22 protein-coding genes are annotated in these 24,926 nt (G+C 25.5%); 15 read left to right on the forward strand and 7 right to left on the reverse strand.

What is annotated here, in order from left to right:
- Nucleotides 1-197 precede the first annotated feature (197 nt).
- Nucleotides 198-2,291 carry a DEAD/DEAH box helicase gene (locus CRIB_RS05280; RefSeq protein WP_180703481.1) on the forward strand — a complete coding sequence of 698 codons (2,094 nt, stop codon included), beginning with the start codon at nucleotides 198-200 and terminating at the stop codon, nucleotides 2,289-2,291.
- A 70-nt stretch (nucleotides 2,292-2,361) separates the two neighbouring features.
- Here CRIB_RS05280 and CRIB_RS05285 read toward each other — a convergent pair whose 3' ends face one another.
- From CRIB_RS05285 to CRIB_RS05295, 3 genes are read right to left on the reverse strand one after another with little or no spacing between them, the layout of a single operon-like run.
- The gene (locus tag CRIB_RS05285; protein ID WP_180703482.1) at nucleotides 2,362-3,168 is read right to left on the reverse strand and encodes an ABC transporter permease; all 807 of its coding nucleotides are present in this window, start codon (nucleotides 3,166-3,168) and stop codon (nucleotides 2,362-2,364) included.
- Entirely contained in the window at nucleotides 3,162-3,860 is a 699-nt protein-coding gene (locus CRIB_RS05290; protein ID WP_180703483.1) for an ABC transporter ATP-binding protein, read from the reverse strand. The genes CRIB_RS05285 and CRIB_RS05290 overlap by 7 nt, the downstream gene beginning before the upstream one ends.
- A complete protein-coding gene (locus CRIB_RS05295) occupies nucleotides 3,860-4,228 on the reverse strand; it encodes a GntR family transcriptional regulator (protein WP_180703484.1) in 369 nt (122 codons plus the stop codon). The genes CRIB_RS05290 and CRIB_RS05295 overlap by 1 nt, the downstream gene beginning before the upstream one ends.
- A 323-nt stretch (nucleotides 4,229-4,551) precedes the next feature.
- Here CRIB_RS05295 and CRIB_RS05300 point away from each other — a divergent pair, with 323 nt between their 5' ends.
- A complete protein-coding gene (locus tag CRIB_RS05300; RefSeq protein WP_180703485.1) occupies nucleotides 4,552-4,995 on the forward strand; it encodes a GNAT family N-acetyltransferase in 444 nt (147 codons plus the stop codon).
- 244 nt (nucleotides 4,996-5,239) lie between these two features.
- Here the strand turns inward: CRIB_RS05300 and CRIB_RS05305 are convergent, their stop codons facing one another.
- Nucleotides 5,240-5,518 (reverse strand): hypothetical protein, encoded by a 279-nt coding sequence (locus tag CRIB_RS05305; RefSeq protein WP_180703486.1) that lies wholly within the window; start codon nucleotides 5,516-5,518, stop codon nucleotides 5,240-5,242.
- 183 nt (nucleotides 5,519-5,701) lie between these two features.
- Here CRIB_RS05305 and CRIB_RS05310 point away from each other — a divergent pair, with 183 nt between their 5' ends.
- The 7 genes from CRIB_RS05310 (at nucleotide 5,702) to CRIB_RS05340 (ending at nucleotide 14,136) form a co-directional block, all read left to right on the forward strand.
- Entirely contained in the window at nucleotides 5,702-6,223 is a 522-nt protein-coding gene (locus tag CRIB_RS05310; protein WP_180703487.1) for a cob(I)yrinic acid a,c-diamide adenosyltransferase, read from the forward strand.
- Nucleotides 6,224-6,328: 105 nt separating this feature from the next.
- Entirely contained in the window at nucleotides 6,329-6,943 is a 615-nt protein-coding gene (locus CRIB_RS05315; RefSeq protein ID WP_180703488.1) for a DUF4397 domain-containing protein, read from the forward strand.
- Between the two features lie 224 nt (nucleotides 6,944-7,167).
- On the forward strand, nucleotides 7,168-9,123 hold the full coding sequence (locus tag CRIB_RS05320; protein ID WP_180703489.1) for a [FeFe] hydrogenase, group A: 1,956 nt from the start codon (nucleotides 7,168-7,170) through the stop codon (nucleotides 9,121-9,123).
- A gap of 330 nt (nucleotides 9,124-9,453) precedes the next feature.
- Nucleotides 9,454-10,851 carry an MATE family efflux transporter gene (locus CRIB_RS05325; protein WP_180703490.1) on the forward strand — a complete coding sequence of 466 codons (1,398 nt, stop codon included), beginning with the start codon at nucleotides 9,454-9,456 and terminating at the stop codon, nucleotides 10,849-10,851.
- A gap of 93 nt (nucleotides 10,852-10,944) precedes the next feature.
- Complete coding sequence (locus tag CRIB_RS05330) at nucleotides 10,945-11,244, forward strand: hypothetical protein (RefSeq protein ID WP_071120371.1); 300 nt, start codon at nucleotides 10,945-10,947, stop codon at nucleotides 11,242-11,244.
- A gap of 210 nt (nucleotides 11,245-11,454) precedes the next feature.
- Complete coding sequence (locus CRIB_RS05335; RefSeq protein WP_180703491.1) at nucleotides 11,455-12,696, forward strand: peptidase U32 family protein; 1,242 nt, start codon at nucleotides 11,455-11,457, stop codon at nucleotides 12,694-12,696.
- 168 nt (nucleotides 12,697-12,864) lie between these two features.
- Nucleotides 12,865-14,136 (forward strand): sensor histidine kinase, encoded by a 1,272-nt coding sequence (locus CRIB_RS05340; RefSeq protein WP_180703492.1) that lies wholly within the window; start codon nucleotides 12,865-12,867, stop codon nucleotides 14,134-14,136.
- Nucleotides 14,137-14,196: 60 nt separating this feature from the next.
- Here CRIB_RS05340 and ymfI read toward each other — a convergent pair whose 3' ends face one another.
- The 3 genes from ymfI to rluF all read right to left on the reverse strand — a co-directional run bounded on the left by ymfI (nucleotide 14,197) and on the right by rluF (nucleotide 16,822).
- Nucleotides 14,197-14,934, reverse strand: a complete 738-nt coding sequence (gene ymfI / locus CRIB_RS05345; RefSeq protein ID WP_180703493.1) for an elongation factor P 5-aminopentanone reductase — start codon at nucleotides 14,932-14,934, stop codon at nucleotides 14,197-14,199.
- A gap of 147 nt (nucleotides 14,935-15,081) precedes the next feature.
- Nucleotides 15,082-16,038 carry a calcium/sodium antiporter gene (locus CRIB_RS05350; RefSeq protein ID WP_180703494.1) on the reverse strand — a complete coding sequence of 319 codons (957 nt, stop codon included), beginning with the start codon at nucleotides 16,036-16,038 and terminating at the stop codon, nucleotides 15,082-15,084.
- Between the two features lie 85 nt (nucleotides 16,039-16,123).
- Nucleotides 16,124-16,822, reverse strand: coding sequence for a 23S rRNA pseudouridine(2604) synthase RluF (gene rluF, locus CRIB_RS05355; protein WP_180703495.1), 699 nt, complete (start codon nucleotides 16,820-16,822; stop codon nucleotides 16,124-16,126).
- Between the two features lie 497 nt (nucleotides 16,823-17,319).
- Between rluF and CRIB_RS05360 the strand changes: the two genes are divergently transcribed.
- From CRIB_RS05360 to cas3, 6 genes are all read left to right on the forward strand, one after another.
- Nucleotides 17,320-18,270: a helix-turn-helix transcriptional regulator gene (locus CRIB_RS05360; RefSeq protein WP_243633583.1), complete on the forward strand. Its 951-nt coding sequence runs from the start codon at nucleotides 17,320-17,322 to the stop codon at nucleotides 18,268-18,270.
- Between the two features lie 69 nt (nucleotides 18,271-18,339).
- The gene (gene cas6 / locus CRIB_RS05365) at nucleotides 18,340-19,071 is read left to right on the forward strand and encodes a CRISPR-associated endoribonuclease Cas6 (protein ID WP_180703496.1); all 732 of its coding nucleotides are present in this window, start codon (nucleotides 18,340-18,342) and stop codon (nucleotides 19,069-19,071) included.
- Between the two features lie 12 nt (nucleotides 19,072-19,083).
- Complete coding sequence (gene cas8a1, locus CRIB_RS05370) at nucleotides 19,084-20,913, forward strand: type I-B CRISPR-associated protein Cas8b1/Cst1 (RefSeq protein ID WP_180703497.1); 1,830 nt, start codon at nucleotides 19,084-19,086, stop codon at nucleotides 20,911-20,913.
- Nucleotides 20,914-20,926: 13 nt separating this feature from the next.
- Nucleotides 20,927-21,838 (forward strand): type I-B CRISPR-associated protein Cas7/Cst2/DevR, encoded by a 912-nt coding sequence (cas7i, locus tag CRIB_RS05375; RefSeq protein ID WP_180703498.1) that lies wholly within the window; start codon nucleotides 20,927-20,929, stop codon nucleotides 21,836-21,838.
- A 1-nt stretch (nucleotide 21,839) separates the two neighbouring features.
- The gene (gene cas5b, locus CRIB_RS05380) at nucleotides 21,840-22,544 is read left to right on the forward strand and encodes a type I-B CRISPR-associated protein Cas5b (protein ID WP_180703499.1); all 705 of its coding nucleotides are present in this window, start codon (nucleotides 21,840-21,842) and stop codon (nucleotides 22,542-22,544) included.
- Between the two features lie 21 nt (nucleotides 22,545-22,565).
- The gene (gene cas3, locus CRIB_RS05385) at nucleotides 22,566-24,878 is read left to right on the forward strand and encodes a CRISPR-associated helicase Cas3' (protein ID WP_180703500.1); all 2,313 of its coding nucleotides are present in this window, start codon (nucleotides 22,566-22,568) and stop codon (nucleotides 24,876-24,878) included.
- Nucleotides 24,879-24,926: the final 48 nt, after the last annotated feature.

The raw sequence follows: 24,926 nt of genomic DNA on the forward strand, positions 1-24,926 counted from the left end.
ACGTAAAACACTTATATTTAAAAGTAAATCTTTTATCTATAAGTGTTTTTATTTATTTAAATTTATTAACTTTATCTAAAATATCATATAGTTTAACTTTAGATTCTAAGAAGATAATTTTTATAATTTTATATCTATCTAAATATAAAAATTATGAGTATAATAGAGATTAACGCTAAAAATGAAAGGACATAAAAATGTACTCAAATTTAATAGAAGAAATAATAAGATCTCATACAGATAAAAATAAATTTAATACAGGATTTTCTTTCTTTAAAAGAAATTTAGTTATAAATGATTATTCAAAAGTAGATGGTGATAATATAACTTTTTATGCAACTGTAATAGATGAAAACCATAGAAACAACTACACCGCAATAATAAGTATAAACACAAAAACAAGAGTAATATCAAATATGAGTTGTGATTGTCATAGTTTACTATCAAATACTAAACCTCAAATATGTAGCCATATAGTAGCTACGGTATTAAATGGATTAGAGAATTTAAATAAAGAAAGTAATGATGAATATATAGACGAAAATATAACTATAAATCCTAATATAACTCTGGATATATCTCAATCAAGAAATGGATATATGAATATGAAGCTAGATATAGATGGAGTAGATTCAAATGAATACAGAGATATATTTAGCTCATATAAAAGCAATAATAGATTGTATAGAATGAAAAATGGTGCTTACTTAGACTTAAAAGATAAGGACCTAGAACAAGCATTTAAATTAATAGATATATTAAATATATACAATGACTTTGATAATATGAAAATACCAAACAACAAAGCTATATACTTAGAAAAACTTATAGAAGATGAAGATTTAAACTTTGTAAAGGGTAGTAAATATGTATCTAATGTAGTTAAGAAATTTAATAAAGTTAAAAGTAAAAATTATGAAATTCCAAAAGATTTAAATGCAACTCTTAGAGATTATCAAGTAAGTGGATTTGAGTTCTTTAAAACTTTATCAGATTATGAGTTTGGAGGAATACTAGCTGATGAAATGGGTCTAGGTAAAACTATACAAACAATAGCTTTTTTACTATCTAATAAAGATAAAAAAAGCATAGTAATAACACCAACAGCCCTTATATACAATTGGAAAAATGAATTAGAAAAATTTGCTCCAACATTAAAAGTTGGACTTTTACATGCAGCAAAAAGTGAAAGAGAAAAGATATTAGATAATATAGATAACTACGATGTTATACTAACTACTTATACAACTTATAAAAATGATATAGATAAATATAAAAATATAAACTTTGATTATTGTATTATAGATGAAGCCCAAAACATTAAAAATCCAGATGCAATTATTACAAAAGCTATAAAAAATGTAAATGCTAAAGTTAGATTTGCATTAACTGGAACACCTATAGAAAATAACTTAATGGAACTTTGGTCAATATTTGATTTTATAATGCCAGGATACTTATATAATAAATCAAAGTTTAAAAGTATATTTGTAAATAACGATAAAAATATTATAGAGCTTAAAAATCTTATAAAACCATTTATATTAAGAAGAACTAAAAAAGAAGTTATAACAGAATTACCAGATAAAATAGAGCAAAAAATTATAATAGACTTAGAAAAAGAACATAAAAGAGCATATAAAGGATATGTAAACCTTATAACTAGAAAAATAAAAGAAAATAATCAAGATAATATAACTGTATTTTCATATTTAACAAAATTAAGACAACTATGTTTATCACCAGAACTTATGGTTAAAAACTACCAAGGTAGAAACTCTAAGCTAGATGTTTTAATTAACATTATAAAAGATTCAAGTGATAAAAAAATACTAGTATTCTCTCAATTTACAAAAGTACTAGAAGTTATAGGTAAAAGATTAAATGAAGAAAATATACCATATAGCTATTTAGACGGTAAAACTAGTGCCAAAGATAGAGTAAAGCTAGTAGAGGAGTTTAATACAAATAATAACAAAGTATTCTTAATATCTTTAAAAGCTGGAGGAACAGGGTTAAACTTAACAAGTGCAAATATAGTAGTTCATTTTGACCCATGGTGGAATCCAGCTGTTGAAGACCAAGCAAGTGATAGAGCTCATAGAATAGGTCAAAAGAATGTAGTTAATGTAATAAAGCTTATAGCAAAAGATACAGCAGAGGAAAGAGTAATAAACTTACAAGAAACTAAAAAAGAGCTTATAGAAGATGTTATTAATGGAAACTTAGATAATAGCTCTACATTAAAGAATTTATCTAAAGACGATATAATAGATTTATTTATGAGTTAAAATATAACACTTATGTATTAATTTTTACATTAAAAAGGATTATAACTTATCAAAGTTATAATCCCTTTTATTATTCTAAATTCAATTTTTTATCTAATATATAAGTTGTTGCAAAGAATAATACTAATATTATAATTAGATTAATTACTATGGCTATATTAAGACCTTTAGAAACAATAGATGTTACACTACTAATTGCATAATTAATATTATCAATAGCTTCAATATTTACAGAAGCATCATTTACAAATAAACTAACTGTATTTTGAGCATAAGATATAAGTAAGTTAATAACTAAAAATCCTATAAATGAAGATATATTTCTAAACCTATTAAATATTGGTAACTGACCAATTGAAAGAGATAAATATACATTAAATATAAAGATTGTATAACTAATAACCATTAATAATATTATCTTAATAAATTGACCTAGTATATTAAGATTTAACATATTTGAAAACAATAAATTAAATTCATTTACAAAGTAACTAAAATCAAAATACTTATAAGTTGGTATTATAAATATTATATTAAATGATAAAAATGCTACAACAAAACTTAAAAATGTCCATATTAATGATGTTAAATATTTTGATAGAACAAGTGATTTAGAACTTACAGGAAGGGTAAACATTAAGTAACCTTCATCTTTAAGTAAGTTTTTATTAAATCTTTGTATAGTAACAACTATAGTAATAACAAATAATGAAATAAATAAACACATAAGTATAATAGTTGCTAAGCCTTGAATATTGAATATTTCTAAGTTTAATGATAATCCATTTACTATAGAGACAACAAGTATTGCTATATAAAGAGGTATAAATACTCTTGAAGTAGCTTTTAATTCATATTTTAATAACTTACCTAACATTTAAATTCCTCCCTAAATAAAGCATCTATAGACTTTCCTTTTTCTTCTCTGATTTCATCTACATTACCTTGTAAAATAATATTACCATTAGATATAAAAATTACATCATCACATATATTTTCTATTTCACTTATTAAGTGAGTAGCTATTAATAATGTACTATCTTCACAGTAATTTGTAATAATAGTTTTAAGTATATAAGTCCTAGCAGCAGGGTCAACACCACCAATAGGCTCATCTAATATATAAAGCTTTGCATGTCTTGACATAACAAGTATTAACTGAACTTTTTCTTTAGTTCCTTTAGACATAGTCTTAAGCTTTTCATTAATATTTATATTAAGACTTTTTACCATATCCATAGCTTTATCCATATTAAAATCATCATAAAAATCATTGAAAAAGTTTAAAATATCAGAAACCTTCATCCAATCATTAAGATAAGTTCGCTCAGGTAAATATGATACTATACGCTTAGTTTCTATAGAAGGCTTTATACCATCTATTAAAACATCACCACTATTAGGTTGAAGCAACCCATTTATAAGCTTTATTAAAGTACTTTTACCACTTCCATTAGGACCTAAAAGTCCCACAATCTTTCCTTTAGGAATATTTAAATTCATATTACTTATAACTTCTTTTTTTGAATAACTTTTATATACATTTTTAATTTCAACGATATTGTCCATTAGCTCATCTCCTTTAAATTATTTATCACTAATTCTATTAGCTCTTCTTTTTTGTAACCAAGTTTAGTAAGTATATTGTATAGAGATAATATTTCAACCTTAGCTACTTCTTCACGCAGTTGATTTATATTATCTTCATTGTCGGTTACAAACCTTCCACTTGTTCTTTGACTGTATAAAAGATTTTCTCTTTCAAGTTCAGATAATGCCCGTTGCATAGTATTAGGATTTACACCAAATTCTTGAGCCATATCTCTTACAGAACTTAACTTAGAGCCTGGTTTTAGCTCTTTAGATATTATCTTAAGTTTGATTATATCTACTAATTGAAGATATATAGGTTTATTATTATCAAATTCAAAAGACATATATCTCCCTCCTTATTGTATTAAGTGATTAATACAATAATAAACAACTATAGATTATTTGTCAATATATTTAATTATTTCTACATAGGATATATTAATAAAAAGAGAATTTTTATAGAGTAATAAAATAGAAATATTAAAATAAAAGTATGTAAAGAAGTGAAATTATAAAATTTAAATATTAGGCTATGTTTTAAACTAGTGTTGAAAATGATACAATATATTTAACTTCGCAATTGTTGTATATTGTGAACTAAATATAATTTATATATGATATAGATAAATAGAAATTTGATGATTAAATTATTTTAGGGAGTTTTAGAATGAAAATAGAAATAGTAAAAGATAATAAAAAATATTTTTTAGATTTGTTATTATTAGCAGATGAACAAGAAAATATGATTGATAAATATCTTGAAAGAGGTATTATGTTTGCAATGTATGATGATGGTTTAAAAGGAATTTGTGTAGTGACTAAAGAGGATAATAGAACCTATGAAATAAAAAATATTGCTATTTATAAAGAATTTCATGGTATGGGATATGGACAAAAATTGATTGAGTATATTTTTAAATACTTTAAAAATGATTGTGACACTATGTATGTAGGAACAGGTGATAGTCCGTTAACAGTACCTTTTTATGAAAGATGTGGATTTATAGAGTCTCATAGAATTAAAAATTTCTTTATAGATAATTATGATAATCCAATTTATGAATGTGGAAAGCAATTAACTGATATGGTTTATTTCAAGAAAGACTTATAAGTTTCAATTTATATAATAGATTTAATGAACAATATTAATATAATGCGAACTAAATCAAGAGTTTTATGAATAAGTAAATAAAGCTCTTGATTTTTTTATTATTCAAAAAGTATATAATTTCAAAATTATATTAAAATATAGCCAAATATTATTATAAAATTGAATTGATAGTCTATATTAGATAATAAACATATAAGCAATATAAAAAAAGTACTATCAATATAAAATAGCTAAATAAACTCAACTATACAATTATACTTCTTTGAATATACTTTAAAGAATCACAAATATTATCAAAACATTTCTTTGTAATCATCAATCTTTCAATATATTCAGGGTAAATTTCAGTATCAAATACTTTATCTATTTTAACTTCTACATAGTCATCTATACAGGATATATATATACATTTAGTATATTTATAAAAAGATTTAAATATAAGAATTTTATTATTTGTTACTCTAAGTAAAGTATAACCACATAAATTTAAATTATTTTTTAAGTAATTTAAGTTGTTTTTCATATAATATCTCCTTAATTAAAATTAAAAGACAGGAACTCCTGTCTTTTAACGTACGGGGTAAGAAAAAATTTATGATAATACTAGGAATCGATATCATAATTATTTCCATTAAATTAATAAGTATACTTAAAATTTGATTAATAATTAAATAATGGGTATTAATATAGATAAGGAGGTGAGAACATGCAAATATATACAAAAACAGGAGATAAAGGTCAAACATCATTGTATGATGGAACACGAATTGACAAAGATAGTATAAGAGTTGAATCATATGGAACAATAGATGAGTTAAATTCATACATAGGTTTATGTATGCACTATATAAATGAAGATGAGAAAAAAGTATTATTTAATATTCAAAGAGATTTATTTTATATAGGCTCAGAGTTAGCAACTAAAAATACAGAGAAACTAAACAAAGTAGTAACTGATAATGATATTAAAAATTTAGAAAATATAATAGATAAGTATATGGGTGAAGCTAAAGGATTAGATTCATTTATAATACCAGGTACGTCCTTAGCATCAGCCCACTTACATATAGCAAGGACAATATGTAGAAGAGCTGAAAGAATTATAATATCTCTTAGTAAAATAGAAAAAGTAAACCCTATGCTTATAAAATATATAAATAGATTATCTGATACTTTATATGCTATAGCAAGATATAGCGAAGATAAATTAATACCTATGGAATTTTAAATATTAAAAATAATTAAAACTTCAAATGCTAAAATATAAAGTAACTAAATAAATAAAACAACATATTATATAACATGTTTAAATGTGTAAATAGGGGGATATAATATGGATTGCTTTGAAATAAAAAATAATAGTTCCTTAGTAAGAATTTTTCATGCTGCACCTCAAGCACAAAATATTGATGTGTATGTTAATGATCAAATGGTTTTTAATGATTTAGCATTCGGTGATTTTACTAAATACGTATACTTAGATGAAGGTGAATATAATGTATCTGTATATGTAGCTGGACAAAAAGATAGACCAATTATAAATCAAATGGTTGATGTTTCATCACAACAAATATTTACTGTAGCGGCTACTGGAAATTTAGATAACTTAGGTTTATTAGTTATACCTGATAAAGTATCAAAATCACCTTCTCAAAGTTATAGTTCACTACGAGTAATACATTTATCACCAAACGCCCCAGGTGTAAACATATTAGTTGACGGTGATATATTATTTGAAGATATATCATTTGAAGAGGGAACAGATTACGTAGATTTAAATCCTGGAACATATAATGTAAATGTGGTATTAAATACTGATAAAAGTGTTGTATTGCCACTTAAAGTAACATTAAATCCAGATAAGATATACACTATATATATAATAGGTAACCCACCTACTTTACAAGCGGTTCAAGTTGTAGATGGAAATACTTATGCTTGTAGGTAAAATTTAAGATTAATATTTTAAGTAACTAATAAAACAAAATATAATAATTATATAAGTACTTAAAATAATGAGCCTATATGGCTTATTATTTTTTGAAATTGTCTAAAATAATGTATATATTATATGCTAAAGTATGATAAAATTATAGTTAATAAAATAACAAATGATATTCTAAATATTAAACTTACAAAAGGGATAAAAATTACAAATAAGGAGTTAAAGAGATGGTAGATAAAAAAACTACACTTATACAGAGTTCTCGTGGATCTGTATTTTCTGTGTTTGGGGAAGATGAACTAAATCAAATAACGGAAGAAGGTAAAAGAAAGGTTGCAGTATCTGGTAAAATAAATAAACCAGGAATAATAGAAGTACCTGAAAATGCAACGCTTAATGATATAATCGATATTTGCGGGGGAATATTAGACAAAAAGAAATTTAAAGCAGCGCAACTTGGAATTCCATTTGGAGGATTTTTAACTGAAGATAGTTTAGACAAAGTTTTAGATTTTGAATTATTTGATAAAAACAGCAGTAGAAATATTATAATACTATCTGAAGATGATTGTATAGTTCAATATGCAACTTTCTATGTAGATTACTTAATAGGTAAAATCGAAGATAGCAACAAAAACGAAGTATATGAAAAGTACTCAGAAGTTAAAGAAGAAGTATATAGAATATGGAGAGTATTAGATCGTATAAGCAAGGGAAGGTCTAATATGCGTGATGTATACTTATTAAGAAGATTATCAGGGGAAATAAAAGACAAATTAAATCAAGAAAATAATATAATACAAGAAATTATCGGTAATTTCTATGAAGAGATAGAAGAGCATGTAGATGAAAATATATGTAAAACATCACAATGTAACCATCTTACAAAGCTTACAATTACAGAAAAATGTATAGGATGTGGTGCTTGTAAGAGAGCATGTCCTGTAGATTGCATAGACGGAGAGCGTAAAGAACAACATTACATAGATTATACTAGATGTACGCATTGTGGCCAATGTATATCATCATGTCCAGTAAATGCTATAACTGCAGGAGATAATACATTTAAATTCTTAAGAGATTTAGCAACACCAAATAAATTAGTTATAACTCAAATGGCACCTGCTGTAAGGGTTGCTATAGGTGAAGCATTTGGATTTGAACCAGGTACAAATGTTGAGAAAAAGATAGCTTCTGGACTTAGAAAATTAGGTGTAGATTATGTATTTGATACTACATGGGCAGCGGATTTAACTATAATGGAAGAAGCAACAGAATTCCAACATAGATTAGAAAAGCATTTAGCAGGAGATAAAGATGTTAAGCTTCCGATACTTACTTCTTGTTGTCCTGCATGGGTTAAATTTATAGAACAAAACTATGCAGATATGCTAGATGTTCCATCATCAGTAAAATCACCTATGCAAATATTTGCAACTGTTGCAAAAGACTTATGGGCAAAAGATAAGGGTATACCAAGAGATAGACTTATATCTGTTGCTATAATGCCTTGTGTTGCCAAGAAGTATGAATCATCTAGACCAGAATTCTCAAGAGGTATGAACTATGATGTAGACTATGTTATAACAACTAGAGAACTTATAAAAATATTTGAAGATTCAGGAATAAACTTAAGTGAAATCGAAGATGAAGAAATAGATTCAATAATGGGAGAATATACTGGTGGAGGTATAATCTTTGGTAGAACAGGTGGAGTTATAGAAGCTGCAACTAGAATGACTGTTGAAAAAATGACAGGACAAAAATTAGAAAAAGTAGAATTTACTGAACTTAGAGGATTTGATGGATTTAGAAGTTGTGATATAGAAGTTAATGGACTTAAACTTAGAATAGGTGTTGCTCATGGCCTTAGAGAAGCTGCAAAAATGCTAGATAAAATAAGATCTGGAGAAGAATTCTACCACGCAATAGAAATAATGGCATGTACTGGTGGATGCGTAGGTGGAGGTGGACAACCTAAAGCTAAAAAGAGGGTTGAAACACTAAAACAAAGAGCAGAAGGTCTAAATAATATAGATAGTTCATTAACACTTAGAGTATCAAATGAAAACCCTCATGTTCAAGCTATATATGATAAATACCTAGATTATCCAATGAGCCATAAAGCACATGAATTACTTCATACAAAGTATTTCGTAAGAGTAAAAAATCCTAAAAAATAAATTTAAATATAATAAAACCTTAAGATATAATTCTTAAGGTTTTATTTTTATATAGATAAGGTAAAATATATTAAGTAGCAAAAAGTTTATTTCAATTGAGGGATAGGCTCTTTTTATTTAAATTAGTATTATTATTTGTTAAAATTAAAATAGAAAAAGACATTAAGAGTCGATAGGAATGAATACGAAAGATATATTACTTATATGGCTACTTTCTGCGCTTTTAAAGTAATCTAAATACATATACATTTAAGAATATATATTAAGATATATTATAGAATATAAGAATCAATTATATAGATATTTATAAATATAATAAGAGGTGAAATTATGAAAGGTAGAATTGATTTAACACAAGGAAAAATAACAGAAAAATTAGTAAAGCTATCACTTCCTATTATGGCAACTTCATTTATACAAATGGCGTATAATATGATTGATATGATATGGGTTGGAAAAGCTGGAAGTAGTGCAGTAGCAGCAGTAGGGACTGCAGGATTTTTCACTTGGCTTGCTATGGCGTTTATTACAATTTCAAAAGTAGGTGCAGAAGTAAAAGTAGCTCAGAGTATGGGTCAACATGATGTAGATGAGACAAAATTATATATAAAATCAGCAATAGAAATAAACATAATTCTTTCTATTTTATATACTATATTCCTTATAATGTTTAAAGACCAATTGATTGGATTTTTTAGATTAGGTGATGAAAATGTAATATCTATGTCAAAAGAGTATTTAGTAATAGTAGCTTTTGGGATGATATTTTATTTTATAAATCCAGTATTTACTGCTATATTCAATGGTATGGGAAATAGTAAAACTCCATTTTTAATAAATACTATAGGGTTATTAACAAATATAGTGCTAGATCCAATTTTAATACTTGGATTAGGTAAAATACCAAGTATGGGTGTAGCAGGTGCTGCAATTGCAACAGTGGTTGCACAGATAGTTGTAACAAGTTGTTTTATGTTAAAGATATTAAAAAGTAAAGAAATATATTTTAAGATTATCCCATTTAAAGATATAAAATTAAATTATTATAAAATATTGTATAATTTAGGTATACCAGTAGCATTACAAAGTGGATTATTTACATTATTTTCTATGACACTAGGAGTAGTAGTAGCATCATTTGGACCAGTAGCCGTAGCAGTTCAAAAGGTAGGGTCTCAAATAGAATCTATATCATGGATGAGTGCAGAGGGTATAGCAGCAGCACTATCTAGCTTTGTTGGTCAAAATTATGGTTCAAAAGATTATGATAGAATTCAACGTGGATGTAAAATAACCCTTTTAATAGCTATAATTATGGGAACTATAAATACAATTCTTTTAGTATTTTTAGGAAAATACATATTTAGCATATTTATAAATGAAGGCGAAGCAATATTAAAAGGAGCAGATTACCTTAAAATATTAGGATACTCTCAGTTATTTATGTGTATAGAAATAGTAATAGCAGGAGCATTTAGAGGGCTTGGAAAAACTTTAATCCCATCATTAGTTAGTATAATTTTAACTGGAAGTAGAATTCCTCTTGCATATTTAATATCAAATCCTAGCATATTAGGTCTTAATGGAGTATGGTGGAGTATAAGTATATCTAGTATATTAAAAGGTATATTACTTCTTAGTATATTTATAATACTTATAAGAACACAAAAATTATATGGATTTCCAAAATTAAAACCAAATTTTGTAGAAGATGAAAATAATATATAAAATAATTTTTAAAATAGGTGGATATAACTCTACCTATTTTTTATTAAAAATGATATTATAAAAAAAGAAATTAAACATTAGGAGAAGATGCAAATGGAAATGAGTATATTAATAACTAATGAAGCTAAAAGAGAACTAGATAAATTATTAGAAAATAGCGATAAACAATGTATAAGAATACTTACAAGAGGTATAACTATGACATCAGAAGCAAAAATAGACCTTGAACTTGATGAACCTAATGCTAATGATAACTTATACGATGTAGATGGTTATAAAATAATAATAAATAAAATTTTAGATTCACAAATGAATTATATAACTATATCTTACGGTGGTCTTTTAAGTAGAAATCAATTCTGTGTAGAAGCAGACTTTTGTTTTTATTACTAAAAAATTTGTTAGTTTAATTAAAAAAGATAGTATTGTCAAAATAGATAATACTATCTTTTTTAATGTATTAATATCTATAAAATTAATAGTATAAGGTATCTTACGCACTTGAAGGATTAAAAAACTAATGATATAATAAAAAGGTTTTATATGAATTATAATTGGGTAATATAACTTATTATAAAAGTATAAGTAGATAAAGGAGACAACATGAAAAAGATAGAATTATTAGCACCAGCAGGTGATTTAGAAAGATTAAAGATAGCTTTTACTTATGGAGCAGATGCTGTATATATAGGTGGAGAGATATTTGGTATGAGATCTGCTGCGAAAAATTTTACAATAGAAGAAATGAAAGAAGGAGTAGAGTTTGCTCATAATTTAGGAAAACAAGTTTTTGTTACTATAAATATAATACCTAGAAATGAAGAACTAGAACAACTTCCTCCATACCTTTTGCAACTTCAAGAAATAGGTGTAGATGCTGTTATAGTAAGTGATGCTGGAGTATTTTCAATAGTTAAAAAGACAATACCTAATATGGAAGTACACATAAGCACTCAAGCTAGTACAAGTAACTCTTTAGCAGCTAAGTTTTGGTATGAACAAGGTGCTCAAAGAGTAGTAACAGCTAGAGAGCTATCATTTGATGAAATAAGAGCTATAAGAGATAACGTACCAGAGGATATGGATATAGAAGCTTTCGTACATGGAGCTATGTGTATGTCTTATTCTGGAAAATGTGTAATAAGTAATTACACTACAGGAAGAGATGCAAACAGAGGAGCATGTGCTCAACCATGTAGATGGAAGTATGATTTAGTTAAAGAAAATGAAAATGGTGAATATGAAGAAGTTATAAATGGTATAGATTCATCGTTTTTCTTTAACTCAAAAGACTTATGTATGATAGAGTATATTCCACAATTAATAGAATGTGGGATAACAAGTTTTAAAATAGAAGGACGTATGAAAACGGCTTATTATGTAGCTACTACTGTTAGAGCTTATAGAATGGCCATAGATGCATATTATGAAGATCCAGAAAATTGGAAGTTCAATCCAATGTGGTTAGAAGAATTAAAAAAGGGTAGTCATAGAGATTATAGTACAGGATTCTATTTTGATAGACCAAGTGATAAAGCTCATAACTATGAAAGTGCATCATATATTAGAAACTATGACTTTGTTGGTATAGTTAGAGATTATGACGCAGAAAATGATTTATATATAGTAGAGCAAAGAAACAAAATGAATGTATTAGACAAAGTAGAAGTTATAGGACCATATAAAGAAACTATGTTTGCTACTATAGAGGAAATGTATAATGAAGATGGAGAACCTATAGAGTCAGCGCCACATGCAAGACAAATAGTTAAACTTAAATTAGATATAAAAGTAGATAAAAACTATATGCTAAGAAAGCCTATAGTAAGTATAAATACAATATAATTACCAAATACCTAAGTATAAACTGCAAATGCTTAGGTATTTTTTTATAAAAATATGTAAAAATATGCAATAATATATAAAAATATGTTATCATATATTTATTATGAAAGTAGAAGGCGGTGATTTAAGATAAGCATAATAGATTTAATATTTATTAGTATACCAGAAATGATAGTTATAAATTTATTGAGTAATATGCTATTAGGAAAGGCATTATTAAAAAAAGACATTTTAAAACTTGGTATCCTAACTGCTATAGCATGCTATGTTATTAGAAATACAGTAGAGCAAGGATTTAGTGTAATATTGTTATTTTTAGCGTGTGTATTATTATTTTGGCATTATTCTAAAATTAGTTTAAAATATTGTTTTATATCTCTTAGTATAGGTTTTGGGTTAAAATTCGCAAGTGAATTTCTTGTATTAACATTTATAAATTTAGTTGGAATTAGTACTGATGAAGTACTTAGTAATCAAGGTATGAAAATATTAGTTTCATATATGCCAACGGTTATTAGTTTATTAATATATTTAGATAATTACAAAAAAAATATAAATCTCTTAACAAAAAAAGATAAAAAAAGTAATGAAACTAATAAAAAAGTTAATAAGCATATAGTGTATGTATTAATATTTTTAAGTATCGTAAATCTACTTATAATGTCTTTTATGATTACAATAATTACTACTAGAAATGAGTTATATAAGAAAAGTGAATTAATAGTAATATTTACGATGATATCTAGCTTATTATCTGTAATATGTGTGATAATAGCTATATTGTTTTTAAATAAATGCAAAAAAATTTTTCAGATAGAAAATAACTTAATTATGAAAAATTTAGATCAAATGAAAGAAACAATAGATTTATTAAGAGTACAAAAACATGATTACATGAATCATCTACAAGTTATTTTAATGCAAATTACAAATGGAAATGTAGAAGCTGCTAAAAAATATATATTAGGAATGGCAGAATGCTCTAAAAATAGCATAGCGATATTTAATACAGGTAATAATTATATTGATGCAATATTAAATTTAAAAAATACAAAATGTCAAGAATATAATATAGATCTTACAGCATGTGTAGATAGTTTACTAGAAGATACAAACTTAGATGATACTCAATTAAGCTCTATACTATTAAATATTATAGATAATGCAATAGATGAGCTTTCAAAAAATAATAAATCTTATAAGTATATCCATTTAGATACATATAAAGAAAATAATAAACATAATATATCTATAAAAAATAATGGTCGAATGATAGATGATACACAAAAGATATTTAAAATGGGATTTTCATCTAAAGGCAACAACCGAGGATATGGTTTATTTTATATAAAACAGATATTAGAAAGTAATAATTGTAGTATAGAAGTTTATAGTGATGAATATGAAACTGAATTTAATATTCAAGTCCCAATAAAATAAAAATCAAATACATAAAAAGGATGGTCTTAAAAAGAGCATCCTTTTTATGTATTTTTAGTATTATATAACAAATCCACCATTAGGACTTATAACTTGTCCTGTTATAAAATCTGATTTATCACTAGCTAAAAATAGTGCACAATTTGCTATATCATCAACTGTTCCAATTCTCATTAAAGGTGTTTCTTCTCTTAAACTTTCTATAATGTCTTCATCTATACCATTTAACATATCTGTTTGTATAACCCCAGGAGCTATGCAGTTAACTTGAATATTAGATGGTCCAAGTTCTTTGGCTAACGCTTTAGTCATTCCTATTATTGCAGCTTTTGAAGTAGAGTAGTGTACCTCAGAAGATCCTCCAACCATACCCCATATAGATGATATATTTATTATCTTACCACTACACTCAGGTAACATATATTGAAGTGCCTTTTGAGTAGTGTAAAAAATACCATTTAAATTAGTACCCATCATTTCGTTCCAGTCATCATCTGTTATATCTGTAAAAAGTTTATTTTGACTAATTCCTGCATTATTTATAAGTACATCTATTTTACCAAACTTTCCTATGCAATGATTAATAAGTGAATTAGCTTCAAATCTATTAGATATATCTGCTTTAAATATATCTACAGAATATCCAGCTTCTTTTAAATCATTAAAAAGGTCTTCTGCTAATTTTTTTGATTTATTATAATTTATAATTACGTTATAATTATTTTTTGCAAATAATATAGCACAAGCACGTCCAATACCTCTAGACGACCCTGTTATAACTACTGTTTTTTTTGACATAATTGTATTCCTTTCAAAATTTTTAATTAAAATAGTCTTTATTTATATATTATTATACTAAAAATTTAAAATTAATAAATACTATTAACTTATAAACAATACATTCTAAATATAAAAAACCTGATAGTAAAACTATCAGGTTCTAAGTTATCTTATAATAGTGTAAGTCATATAAGCCATATATAAAACTACTAATACGATTCCTTGCTTTTTAACTAGAGAATTTCTCTTTTTCATAAACATATATAGTAGTAATGTTATTAAAACCATAAATACTATATCTATAAATGCTAACATACTCATTGATATTGGATTTATTACAGCTGCCAATCCTAAAACTAAAAGTATATTAAATAAGTTTGACCCTATAACATTACCTATAGCTATCTCTGTTTCACCCTTTTTTATAGCTACAATAGATGTTACAAATTCTGGTAAAGAAGTTCCAACTGCAACTATTGTAAGTCCTACTAAATTAGCACTCATACCAAATGACGTTGCAATAGATGTTGCAGAGTTTACAACCATATCTCCACCAATTACAATACCTATGATACCTATAATAGATACTAATATAGTTTTAAGAAGAGATATTTCACTACTAGTTTCAATTTCTATAGCTACAGCTGTTTCACCAGTTTCTAAAAATTCATTTTCTGTAGCTTTTTTAGCTGACTTTATAGTATTAACTAAGAAGTAAGTAAATAATGCTAAAAGTGCTAAACCTTCAATTCTTCCTAATTTTAAATTAACTCCAAACACTAATAAAAGTACACTAATTAATATTAAAAAAGGTGTATCTTTCTTTATAGTATCTTTTTGAACTGGAAGTTTAGCAATAATAGATGAAACTCCTAAAACCACAAGAATATTGAAAAAGTTTGATCCAACAACGTTAGCTACACTCATATCATTTTGTCCTGCTAAAGATGATGTAACACTAACAGCAGCCTCTGGTGCGCTTGTACCCATAGCTACTATAGTTAATCCTATAATCATAGACGGAACATTAAATTTCTTTGCAAGCGATGAAGCCCCTTCAACGAATACATCTGCTCCTTTTATAAGAAATGCAAATCCTATTATTAAAATTAAAAATGACAAAAATATTCCTCCCTAAAGATATATTAAGTTTTTAAACTATAGCATAGTATATCATATATACATAATTTTGAAAATTGTATAAAGTTTATTTTATTAAGTCAGATACCTCGTTCTTAGATAAGACTCTCCATTTTCCATAAGGGATACCCTTTAACGTTAAGTTCATAATTCTAACTCTTTGAAGCTTTTCAACTGAATATCCAAATACCTCACACATTCTACGTATTTGACGATTTAAACCTTGAGTTAAAACTATTTTAAATGTACGATTATTAACCTTCGTAACAAGACATTTGTTAGTAGTTACATATTTATTAGTTACAGGGTTAAATATACGAACACCCCTAGACATTCCATTTATAAATTCTTTAGTTATATTTTTATTAACAGTAACCTTATATTCTTTTTCATGTTTGTTTTCTGCTCTAAGTATCTTATTTACTATATTACCATCGTTAGTTAAAAGAATAAGACCTTCTGATGGCTTATCCAATCTTCCTATTGGGAAAATTCTTTCTGGATAATTAACATAGTCAATAATATTTCCTTTCACATGACGTTCTGTTGTACAAGTTATACCTACAGGCTTATTAAGTGCTATATAAACATTGTTATTTTTAGGTTTTATAAGCTTATTATTTACCTTAACCATAGCACCTTCTTCTACAGTTTGACCAACTTGTGCTTTTTTTCCGTTTACAGTAACTTTACCTTGTTCAATAAGCTTATCAGCTTCTCTTCTTGAACAAAGTCCAGTTGAACTTATGTAGTTATTTAATCTCATTAAAGGACCTCCTAAAACTTTAGTATAACTTATTCATTATATTATAGTTAATTTATCTAATCAATAATAAAAGCTACGTTAATTAAATACATAGTTTATAAATTAAAAAAAGTTGTATCCTTGTAAAAAAGTCCATAACTATTATATGAGGTTCAGATTGTAGACAAAATATTAAATTTTAACTTATATGAACTGCTTCATGTTAAGTAGACAGCATAGCACTTGGATTTATTTATATGGATAAGTCAAATTTATCAAATACAAGTTTATTGTTATTTTAATCTCTTAAAACATAGGAAACTATACTATTATAAAAAATTTTTAGTGTAACCGTATAATAAAAAAGCCACATTTTTACATTTATAAATATAAGAATGTGAGTTAGATAATGTTATTAAATAAATGAAAATACATAGTATTGATTTTTTTCTTGATATCTTGATAGAATGATACTATATAAAAAGTTTCTACTAATAAGGGATAAAAGGTTATAGGAGTTGATACAAATTAGTAAGATTGGTAATGCAATAAAGATGATGCTATTAATACAAAGCAGAGGAAGAATGAAATGTAGTGAGTTAGCTTCTGAATTAGAGGTTACAGAAAGACAAATACAAAAATATAAATCTGATTTAGAACAAGCAGGAATATTTATAACATCTAAATCAGGAGCTTATGGTGGATATGAAATAGACAAAGAAAATAGTATAACTAACATTAATTTATGTTTAGAAGATATTTCAGTATTAGATATGATAAATGAACAATTAAAACATAATAATGATATTTATAAAAATGAGTTTGATGATATTATCACGAAGATAAAAGCAGTTACAACTATAAAACAAGATAAAACAAATATGGATTATTTCAGTATACAAGCACAGAGCAATTATGACTATAAAAACGAAAAACAAAAAATAGAGAATATAAAATTTGCTTATATAACTAAGAAAAAATTGAAGATAAACTATTACTCTATAAAATCAGGTTATAGTGAAAGAATCGTACATCCATATGGACTTTACAACTATAAATCTGATACATATATGGTTGCATATTGTGAAAATAGAAATAGATTTATAGATTTTAAGGTATGTAGAATAAAGGACTACTATATTTTAGAGAAGCATTATAAAGTTGATAAGAGTTTTAATTGGAAAGAATACAGTCAAAATAGTATCGGAATTTATAAAGATGATGAAGTAACTTTAGAACTAAAAATAAAACATCCATTTTCAGTAATTATAAAAGAAAAAGTATGGGCTGATAACCAAGAAATAATAGAACATGAAGATGAATCTATAACTTTTAAAGCAACTATGAGAGGATATACAGAAATAAAAAGTTGGATTTTAAGTATGGGATGTAATGTATATGTAATAGAACCAAAGAAACTAAAAGACGATATTAGAAATGAAATAGAAAAAATTAAACAAAATTACTAAATATTTCTCATTGTCACATTTATAGTTCGTGGTTGGATGATATTATTATAATTAAGAGAGGTGATAACTATGAGAATGAAAGTGGAATTTAAAACAGATAAGCTACCAATAGCGTATAACACCTTATTTATGAGCGTTATAAAAGAAGCTATAAAAAAATCTAGTGAAGAATATTACAACAGCTTATATTTCTATGAAGATAAAAATAACAAAAAGACTAAAAACTTTACTTTTTCAGTGTATGTTAAAGGATATGATATTGAAAATGAAAACTTCATAGTTAAAGATAAAGTAATTTTAAATATAAGTACTCCAGATGTAGAATTAGGAATTAATTTATACAATGGGCTTATAAATTATCCTAAATTTATATATAAAGATTATGAATTAAAAAGGATAAGAGTTGATTTAGGAAAAGAGATGAATATAGATAGCGAAGAAGCTATATTTAATGCATTATCTCCAATATGTATAAAATCAAAAAATGGAAAGTTTTTAAATATAGAAGATAGTGAGTACATAAAAGAGTTTAACTACATATCTAATGAAGTGCTTAAAAATTATAGAGGATATGGACTTAAAAAAGAATTAAATTTTGAAAATATAAAGCTTAATAAAGTTGTAGTTAAAGAAGGACTTAGAGAATTTAGAAATGTCACAGGAAAACCATATCAATATATAAATGGGTATAAAGGTAAGTTTAAATTAACGGGAGATATAGAGGATTTAAATGATTTATATAAATTAGGTATTGGATTCAAAAGAGCACAAGGATTTGGATATATAGATTTAATGGGATAGAGAGGTGAAGATGTGAAATTAAGGGTTTATAAAAATGATTGGTTTTTTAATATGGGTATAGTAGGTTTTTTAAACATATTAAATAAAGCCGAAGTAAAAAATCAAGTTGCTATAAGTGAAGATTATATTGAGTTTGAGAGTTGCTTACTTCAAAATTTTCACCACTATTATTTTGATTATTTTATGGATGAGTATGATGTATATACTCGTGTAAAAAACGGCATAGAGTATAGCATTAAATATGTTAAAGCTCATCCAGATAAAATTAAAGATAGTGCAAAAAAAATAAAAGAAATTTTGAAAAAGCAAAATGATAAAGTTAAAAAAATAGATGAAAAGAACTACGAAATAATAAAAGAAAAACTCGATTTAATAGGTAAATTAAAAAAGGAAGATGAAGTAGAAGAACTAGAAAATATATCAAAAGAGTGTTTAGATATTTTCAAATTAAAACACATAAATGATAGACTAACAGTTAACTTATATAAATTTATCATAGGTGATAATTATTTTGGACAAACAAGCTTTTTCAATGTAAATAAATCTAAATATGATTTAGATGGATTAAAAAATGTTATGTACAATGACTATCTAATATCAATAGTTTATTTTGGAGAACTACAAAGTTTATTAAATGAAGGTTGTATAGAAACTTTAGAAAAATATATAACTGAAAAACTAGACTACATAAATAAAGAATTAGAATCAAAAAGAATAAGTAAACCTAGTATAAAGATTATTGAAAAGATTATGAAAGATATAAACAGTAAGTTTATAAAGAAGAAAAAGAATATTGAAGATATAAAAATGTATTTAGAGAGTCTTGAAACTTGTGAAATGTGTGGTACTTATAAAGGTCTAATAAATGACTATTCAGAGAGTAACTTTGCACCTCTAGGTGTAAGTAATGATAATGCAAAAAATATGTTTTGGAACCAGGATTCAACATATTCTATTTGTGACTTATGTAAGCTTATACTATTTTGTACACCAGCAGGGGCTACATATATACGAAAAAACTATATTACAGATGAAAATAATGAATTTTACTCTTTTGTAAATATAGATACTTCTATATTTGATATATATAACACTAATATAAACTTAAAAGACTTAAAAGACAGAGAAAATCCTTTCAATGACTTAGTTATAGATATAGTAACTGAAAATAAAGATAAAAGTATCTGGAAGTTACAAAATATATTATTTGTAGAATTTAAGGCTAGTATAGAGGCTAAAAAGTGTAAAATGAATTATTTTAATATGCCTACTTATTTAGCTAAGTTCTTTGTAAATGAAGATGGGAAAAACTCTAAACTTATACAAAGTATATATAATCAAAAATTTAAAGGTAACGTAGTAGATATATTATTAAAAAATAGAGATTTAAAGCATTTAATAAATATATCATTAAGAGAAAGAATTAAAGAAAATTTAGAAGATAGTAAAAAAATAAAAATATCAACAAGTGATTGCTATAAAGCTATAAAAGTAAGAGCACTAATAAATAGTTATAAGAAAGGGGTATATGGAATGAATGATAAAAAGCTAAAAGTAGTTAAATATGCAGGTCACGAAATACACGATTACTATGTAAATAATAATGCTAAAAATAAGATAAATGGAGTAGCTTATAAACTATTAAATTCAATAAAGGTTGGAAATAAAAAAGACTTTATGGATACAGTTTTAAGAATATTTATGTCAGCAGAAAAAAGTGTACCATCAGTATTTATAGAAATAATGGCAGAAAAAGATTTAGATTTTGAATCAATAGGACATGCATTTATAACAGGACTAATATCTGAAAAATATGAAGCTAAAAATGATGATAATAAATAGGAGGTAAAATAATATGAAAAAGGGATTAACTTTCACAGTAATAGTACAAGCTCAAAGTTTAAATTATGGAGAAGGAATAGGCAACATTGCAGAACTTAAAAAATTAACTAGAGCAGATGGTAATGTATATACTTTTGCATCACGCCAATGTTTAAGATATGACATAGTAAGACTTGCATCAGAGTTATTTAACTGGAACTTACAAGTTGTAGATAAATCAAAAGGAACAATACAATTTAAAGATGATATGACTATAAAAGATTCACAAGAGATGGATTTATTCGGATATATGAAAACAAGTAAAAAAGATGACAAAGACAAAGGTGGATCATCAACTAGAGAAGCTGTTGTAAGATTAAGTAATGCAATATCATTAGAAGCATATAGAAGTGATATGGACTTTTTAAATAATAAGGGGTTAGCTGATAGAATAGGAGAACATCCAAACCTTGCAAATGTAGAACAACATTTAAGCTACTATACATATACAGTAACAATAGATTTATCAAAAGTAGGAATAGATGGAGATATAGAATTATCAAATGAAGATAAATGTAATAGAGTAACTCAATTATTAGAAATCATAAAAATACTAAATAGAAATATAAGAGGAAGACAAGAAAACTTATCACCATTATTTGCAGTAGGAGGAATGTATGATATAGCAAATCCATTCTTCTTAGGCAGAGTTAAAGTTGAAGGAGATAAAAATGGATATAAAGTAAGTTCTGATACTATAAAAGAAGTAGTAAATAGTACTTTCTTAGGAAAAGAATTAAAACAATCAACTTATATAGGAATGGTAGAAGGATCATTTACTAACAAAGATGAGTTTAAAGATATATTAGGAGAAAACTTATTAACAGTAGATAAATTCTTTGGTCAATTAGCTAAGGGAGTAAAAGAATACTACGGGGTGAACTAATATGAAAGTCTTAAAGTTAAAGCTATTTCAAGAAACAGCATGTTATAAAAAACCTTTTGCAATGAAGATAACTGAAACATACCCACTTCCACCTTATTCAACGGTGAGTGGGTTGATACATAAGGTGTTAGGAGCAACAGAATATATACCACTTAAAATAAGTATACAAGGTAATTATGAAAGTATATTTAATAATTACCAAACTACTTATTTTTATAAAAAAGATACTATAACATCTATGCCTATGAATAGTCATATGTTACTGAATGTAAATTTAATAATTCATATAGGAGCAGAAGAAGAAATATTACAACAAATATATGAATGTTTACTTAATAGTAATGAATACTTATCTCTTGGTAGAAAAGAAGATTTACTTAGAATAGATGATATATATTTTACAGAGTTAGAAGAATTTGACGTAAATGAAGATAATGAAGAAGATGATTACGAAGAAAATGAACTAATAGAGTTTAAAATAAAAAGACCAATTTATATACCTAAAGAGAAACTACAAGATAATGATATATCAGGAATTAGTTATAGATTAAACAACCACTATACTAATAATGCATCTAAAGAGAAAAAAAGGATATGGAATAAAGTAGATACTTACTATGTTGAATGTGGTAAAAATATAAAATATGGAAAAATATTATTAGACTCAGATTCAAAAGAAAGAGATTTAGTTTACTTTAATATATAAACTTAAAAGTAGGAGGATATTATGATATACGCAAAATCTAGCCCAGTAGAAACTTTGAGAGAACATACAGACGCTCTTATTGAACAACTTAAATTATTACAAAAATACTATGGAAAAAATATAAATAACTTAGACTATATAAATAAAGATGAGTTTTGGAAACTATTAGATATAGTAGTAGAGTTTCATGATGTAGGTAAGGCATTTTCACCTTTTCAGAAGTTAATAAGATCAAATATGGATATAGAAATAGATGAGCCAAAAGTTATAACTGATTTAGAGAATAATGTAAACCATAATTATATTTCTCCTGCTTTTATAAAATATAAAGATTTAGGAATAAAGGATAGAGAACTAAGAAAAGTATTAAATCAAGCCATAGTATATCATCATGAAAGAGATAAATTTATAGATGAAGATTTTAAGAATTTAGTACAAAAAGTATTGGATGAAGATTTAATAAATAAGATTGATGAAATTAAAAATGATTTTAATATTAGATATAGTATTAAAGAAAAAAAGCTAAGTAGTTCTTACTTAGATACAGTAGAAAAAAGAATAGACAGTAAACATCCATACTATAAGTTATACATAATGTTAAAAGGACTACTTCATAAATTAGACCATAGTGCATCAGGTCATGAATTAATAGAAGTAGATTGTGATAAACATATTGGAAAATACACAGAAGAATTTATATTAAATCAATATGATGGATTGAGAGATGTTCAGCAATTTGCAAAAGAAAATACTGATAAAAATATTATGCTAATAGCATCTACTGGTATGGGAAAAACTGAAACAGCACTTATTTGGATAAATGAAGATAAAGCCTTTTTCACATTACCACTTAGAGTAAGTATAAATGCTTTATTTGATAGAGTAGGTGAAATAAAAAATAATAATGGGGATGTATATGAATATGCAGGATTGTTGCACTCAACAAGTATAGATTATTTAGAAGAAAATAACTATGAGGATTCAAAACAAATAACTGATTTATCTAAACTTATGTCTAAAAAGCTTACTTTCTCTACAATAGACCAAATATTTAAATTCCCATTTATGTATAAAGGCTATGAAAAAACATATGCAACATTATCATATTCAAAAGTAGTAATAGATGAAATACAAGCCTATTCACCAGAAATAGCAGCAGTACTTATAAAAGGTCTTGAAATGATTCATAAAATAGGTGGAAAATTTATGATTATGACAGCTACTATGCCAACTATATACATAGATGAAATGAAGGAAAGAGGATTATATGATGAAAATTTAGCAACTGCTATATTTAACACAGATAAAATAAGGCATAACATAGTAGTAAAAGATGAATCTATAAATGAAAATCTAGAAGAAATAACTAAGTTAGGATCTAATAAAAAGGTACTTATAATAGTAAACACAGTTAAAAGTGCAATTGAGAAATATGAACAAATAGAAAAAATAATAGATGGCAATAACTTAGATATAGATTTGAATTTGCTACACTCAATGTATATACAAGAAGACAGAAGTAAACTTGAAAAAGCAATAAAGAACTTTGCTAAAAGTGAGAAAAATGGAATTTGGATTACAACTCAATTAGTAGAAGCATCTTTAGATATAGACTTTGATATATTACATACTGAAATATCAACATTAGATAGTTTATTCCAAAGATTTGGTAGATGTAATAGAGCTGGTAAAAAAGAAATTGATAATCCTAATGTGTATATATACACAAAGGAAGCTCAAGGAATAGGAACTATATATGATGAAGAGATAGTTAATAAAGGTATAGAGTTATTAAAAGAATACACAAATGGAAAAGAATCACTAAAAATAAAAGAAGATGATAAAGTAAAAATGGTAGAAGTACTATACTCTAAAGAAAACTTAAAAAATACAGAGTTTTTTAAAAAATTTAGAAAAGCTTTAGATATATTGGATACTATGCCGCCGTATAATGTAAGCTCAAATGATGCTCAAAAAATACTAAGGAATATTGATACATATACAGTTATACCTAGAGAAATATACAATAAAATAGATGATACATTAATACAAGAATACAAAGATATAGGCGAAGAATTAAGTATAGCATATAAGAATAAAGATAAAGTATTGATAGCTAAATTAAAGGATAAAAGAAGAAACATAAGACAATCAATAACTAAAAAGACTGTAAGTGTATCATCATATAAAGTAAGAGATAAAAGGCTTATTACAGATATAGAAGTTAAAGGATTAGAAGATTTAAAAATATTAGAATATCAATATAATATGGATAGTGAAACACTAAAAGGTAAAGGTGTTCTTATAGGAGAAGAACTATCTCAATTTATATAGAATTTAATTAAAGTGAAATTTTTATATTAACTATGTGGCGAATTTTTA

Source organism: Romboutsia ilealis, assembly GCF_900015215.1.
Taxonomy (GTDB): Bacteria; Bacillota; Clostridia; order Peptostreptococcales; family Peptostreptococcaceae; genus Romboutsia; species Romboutsia ilealis.

Coding starts and splice junctions, on each gene's coding strand:
- CRIB_RS05300 (WP_180703485.1), top strand. CDS start 4,552: ATGAAAATAGAAATAGTAAAAGATAATAAAAAATATTTTTTAGATTTG.
- CRIB_RS05320 (WP_180703489.1), top strand. CDS start 7,168: ATGGTAGATAAAAAAACTACACTTATACAGAGTTCTCGTGGATCTGTA.
- CRIB_RS05295 (WP_180703484.1), bottom strand. CDS start 4,228: ATGTCTTTTGAATTTGATAATAATAAACCTATATATCTTCAATTAGTA.
- CRIB_RS05335 (WP_180703491.1), top strand. CDS start 11,455: ATGAAAAAGATAGAATTATTAGCACCAGCAGGTGATTTAGAAAGATTA.
- ymfI (WP_180703493.1), bottom strand. CDS start 14,934: ATGTCAAAAAAAACAGTAGTTATAACAGGGTCGTCTAGAGGTATTGGA.
- cas5b (WP_180703499.1), top strand. CDS start 21,840: ATGAAAGTCTTAAAGTTAAAGCTATTTCAAGAAACAGCATGTTATAAA.
- CRIB_RS05310 (WP_180703487.1), top strand. CDS start 5,702: ATGCAAATATATACAAAAACAGGAGATAAAGGTCAAACATCATTGTAT.
- CRIB_RS05305 (WP_180703486.1), bottom strand. CDS start 5,518: ATGAAAAACAACTTAAATTACTTAAAAAATAATTTAAATTTATGTGGT.
- CRIB_RS05285 (WP_180703482.1), bottom strand. CDS start 3,168: ATGTTAGGTAAGTTATTAAAATATGAATTAAAAGCTACTTCAAGAGTA.
- CRIB_RS05340 (WP_180703492.1), top strand. CDS start 12,865: ATGATAGTTATAAATTTATTGAGTAATATGCTATTAGGAAAGGCATTA.
- CRIB_RS05280 (WP_180703481.1), top strand. CDS start 198: ATGTACTCAAATTTAATAGAAGAAATAATAAGATCTCATACAGATAAA.
- rluF (WP_180703495.1), bottom strand. CDS start 16,822: ATGAGATTAAATAACTACATAAGTTCAACTGGACTTTGTTCAAGAAGA.
- cas6 (WP_180703496.1), top strand. CDS start 18,340: ATGAGAATGAAAGTGGAATTTAAAACAGATAAGCTACCAATAGCGTAT.
- CRIB_RS05330 (WP_071120371.1), top strand. CDS start 10,945: ATGGAAATGAGTATATTAATAACTAATGAAGCTAAAAGAGAACTAGAT.
- CRIB_RS05315 (WP_180703488.1), top strand. CDS start 6,329: ATGGATTGCTTTGAAATAAAAAATAATAGTTCCTTAGTAAGAATTTTT.
- CRIB_RS05325 (WP_180703490.1), top strand. CDS start 9,454: ATGAAAGGTAGAATTGATTTAACACAAGGAAAAATAACAGAAAAATTA.
- cas3 (WP_180703500.1), top strand. CDS start 22,566: ATGATATACGCAAAATCTAGCCCAGTAGAAACTTTGAGAGAACATACA.
- CRIB_RS05290 (WP_180703483.1), bottom strand. CDS start 3,860: ATGGACAATATCGTTGAAATTAAAAATGTATATAAAAGTTATTCAAAA.
- cas7i (WP_180703498.1), top strand. CDS start 20,927: ATGAAAAAGGGATTAACTTTCACAGTAATAGTACAAGCTCAAAGTTTA.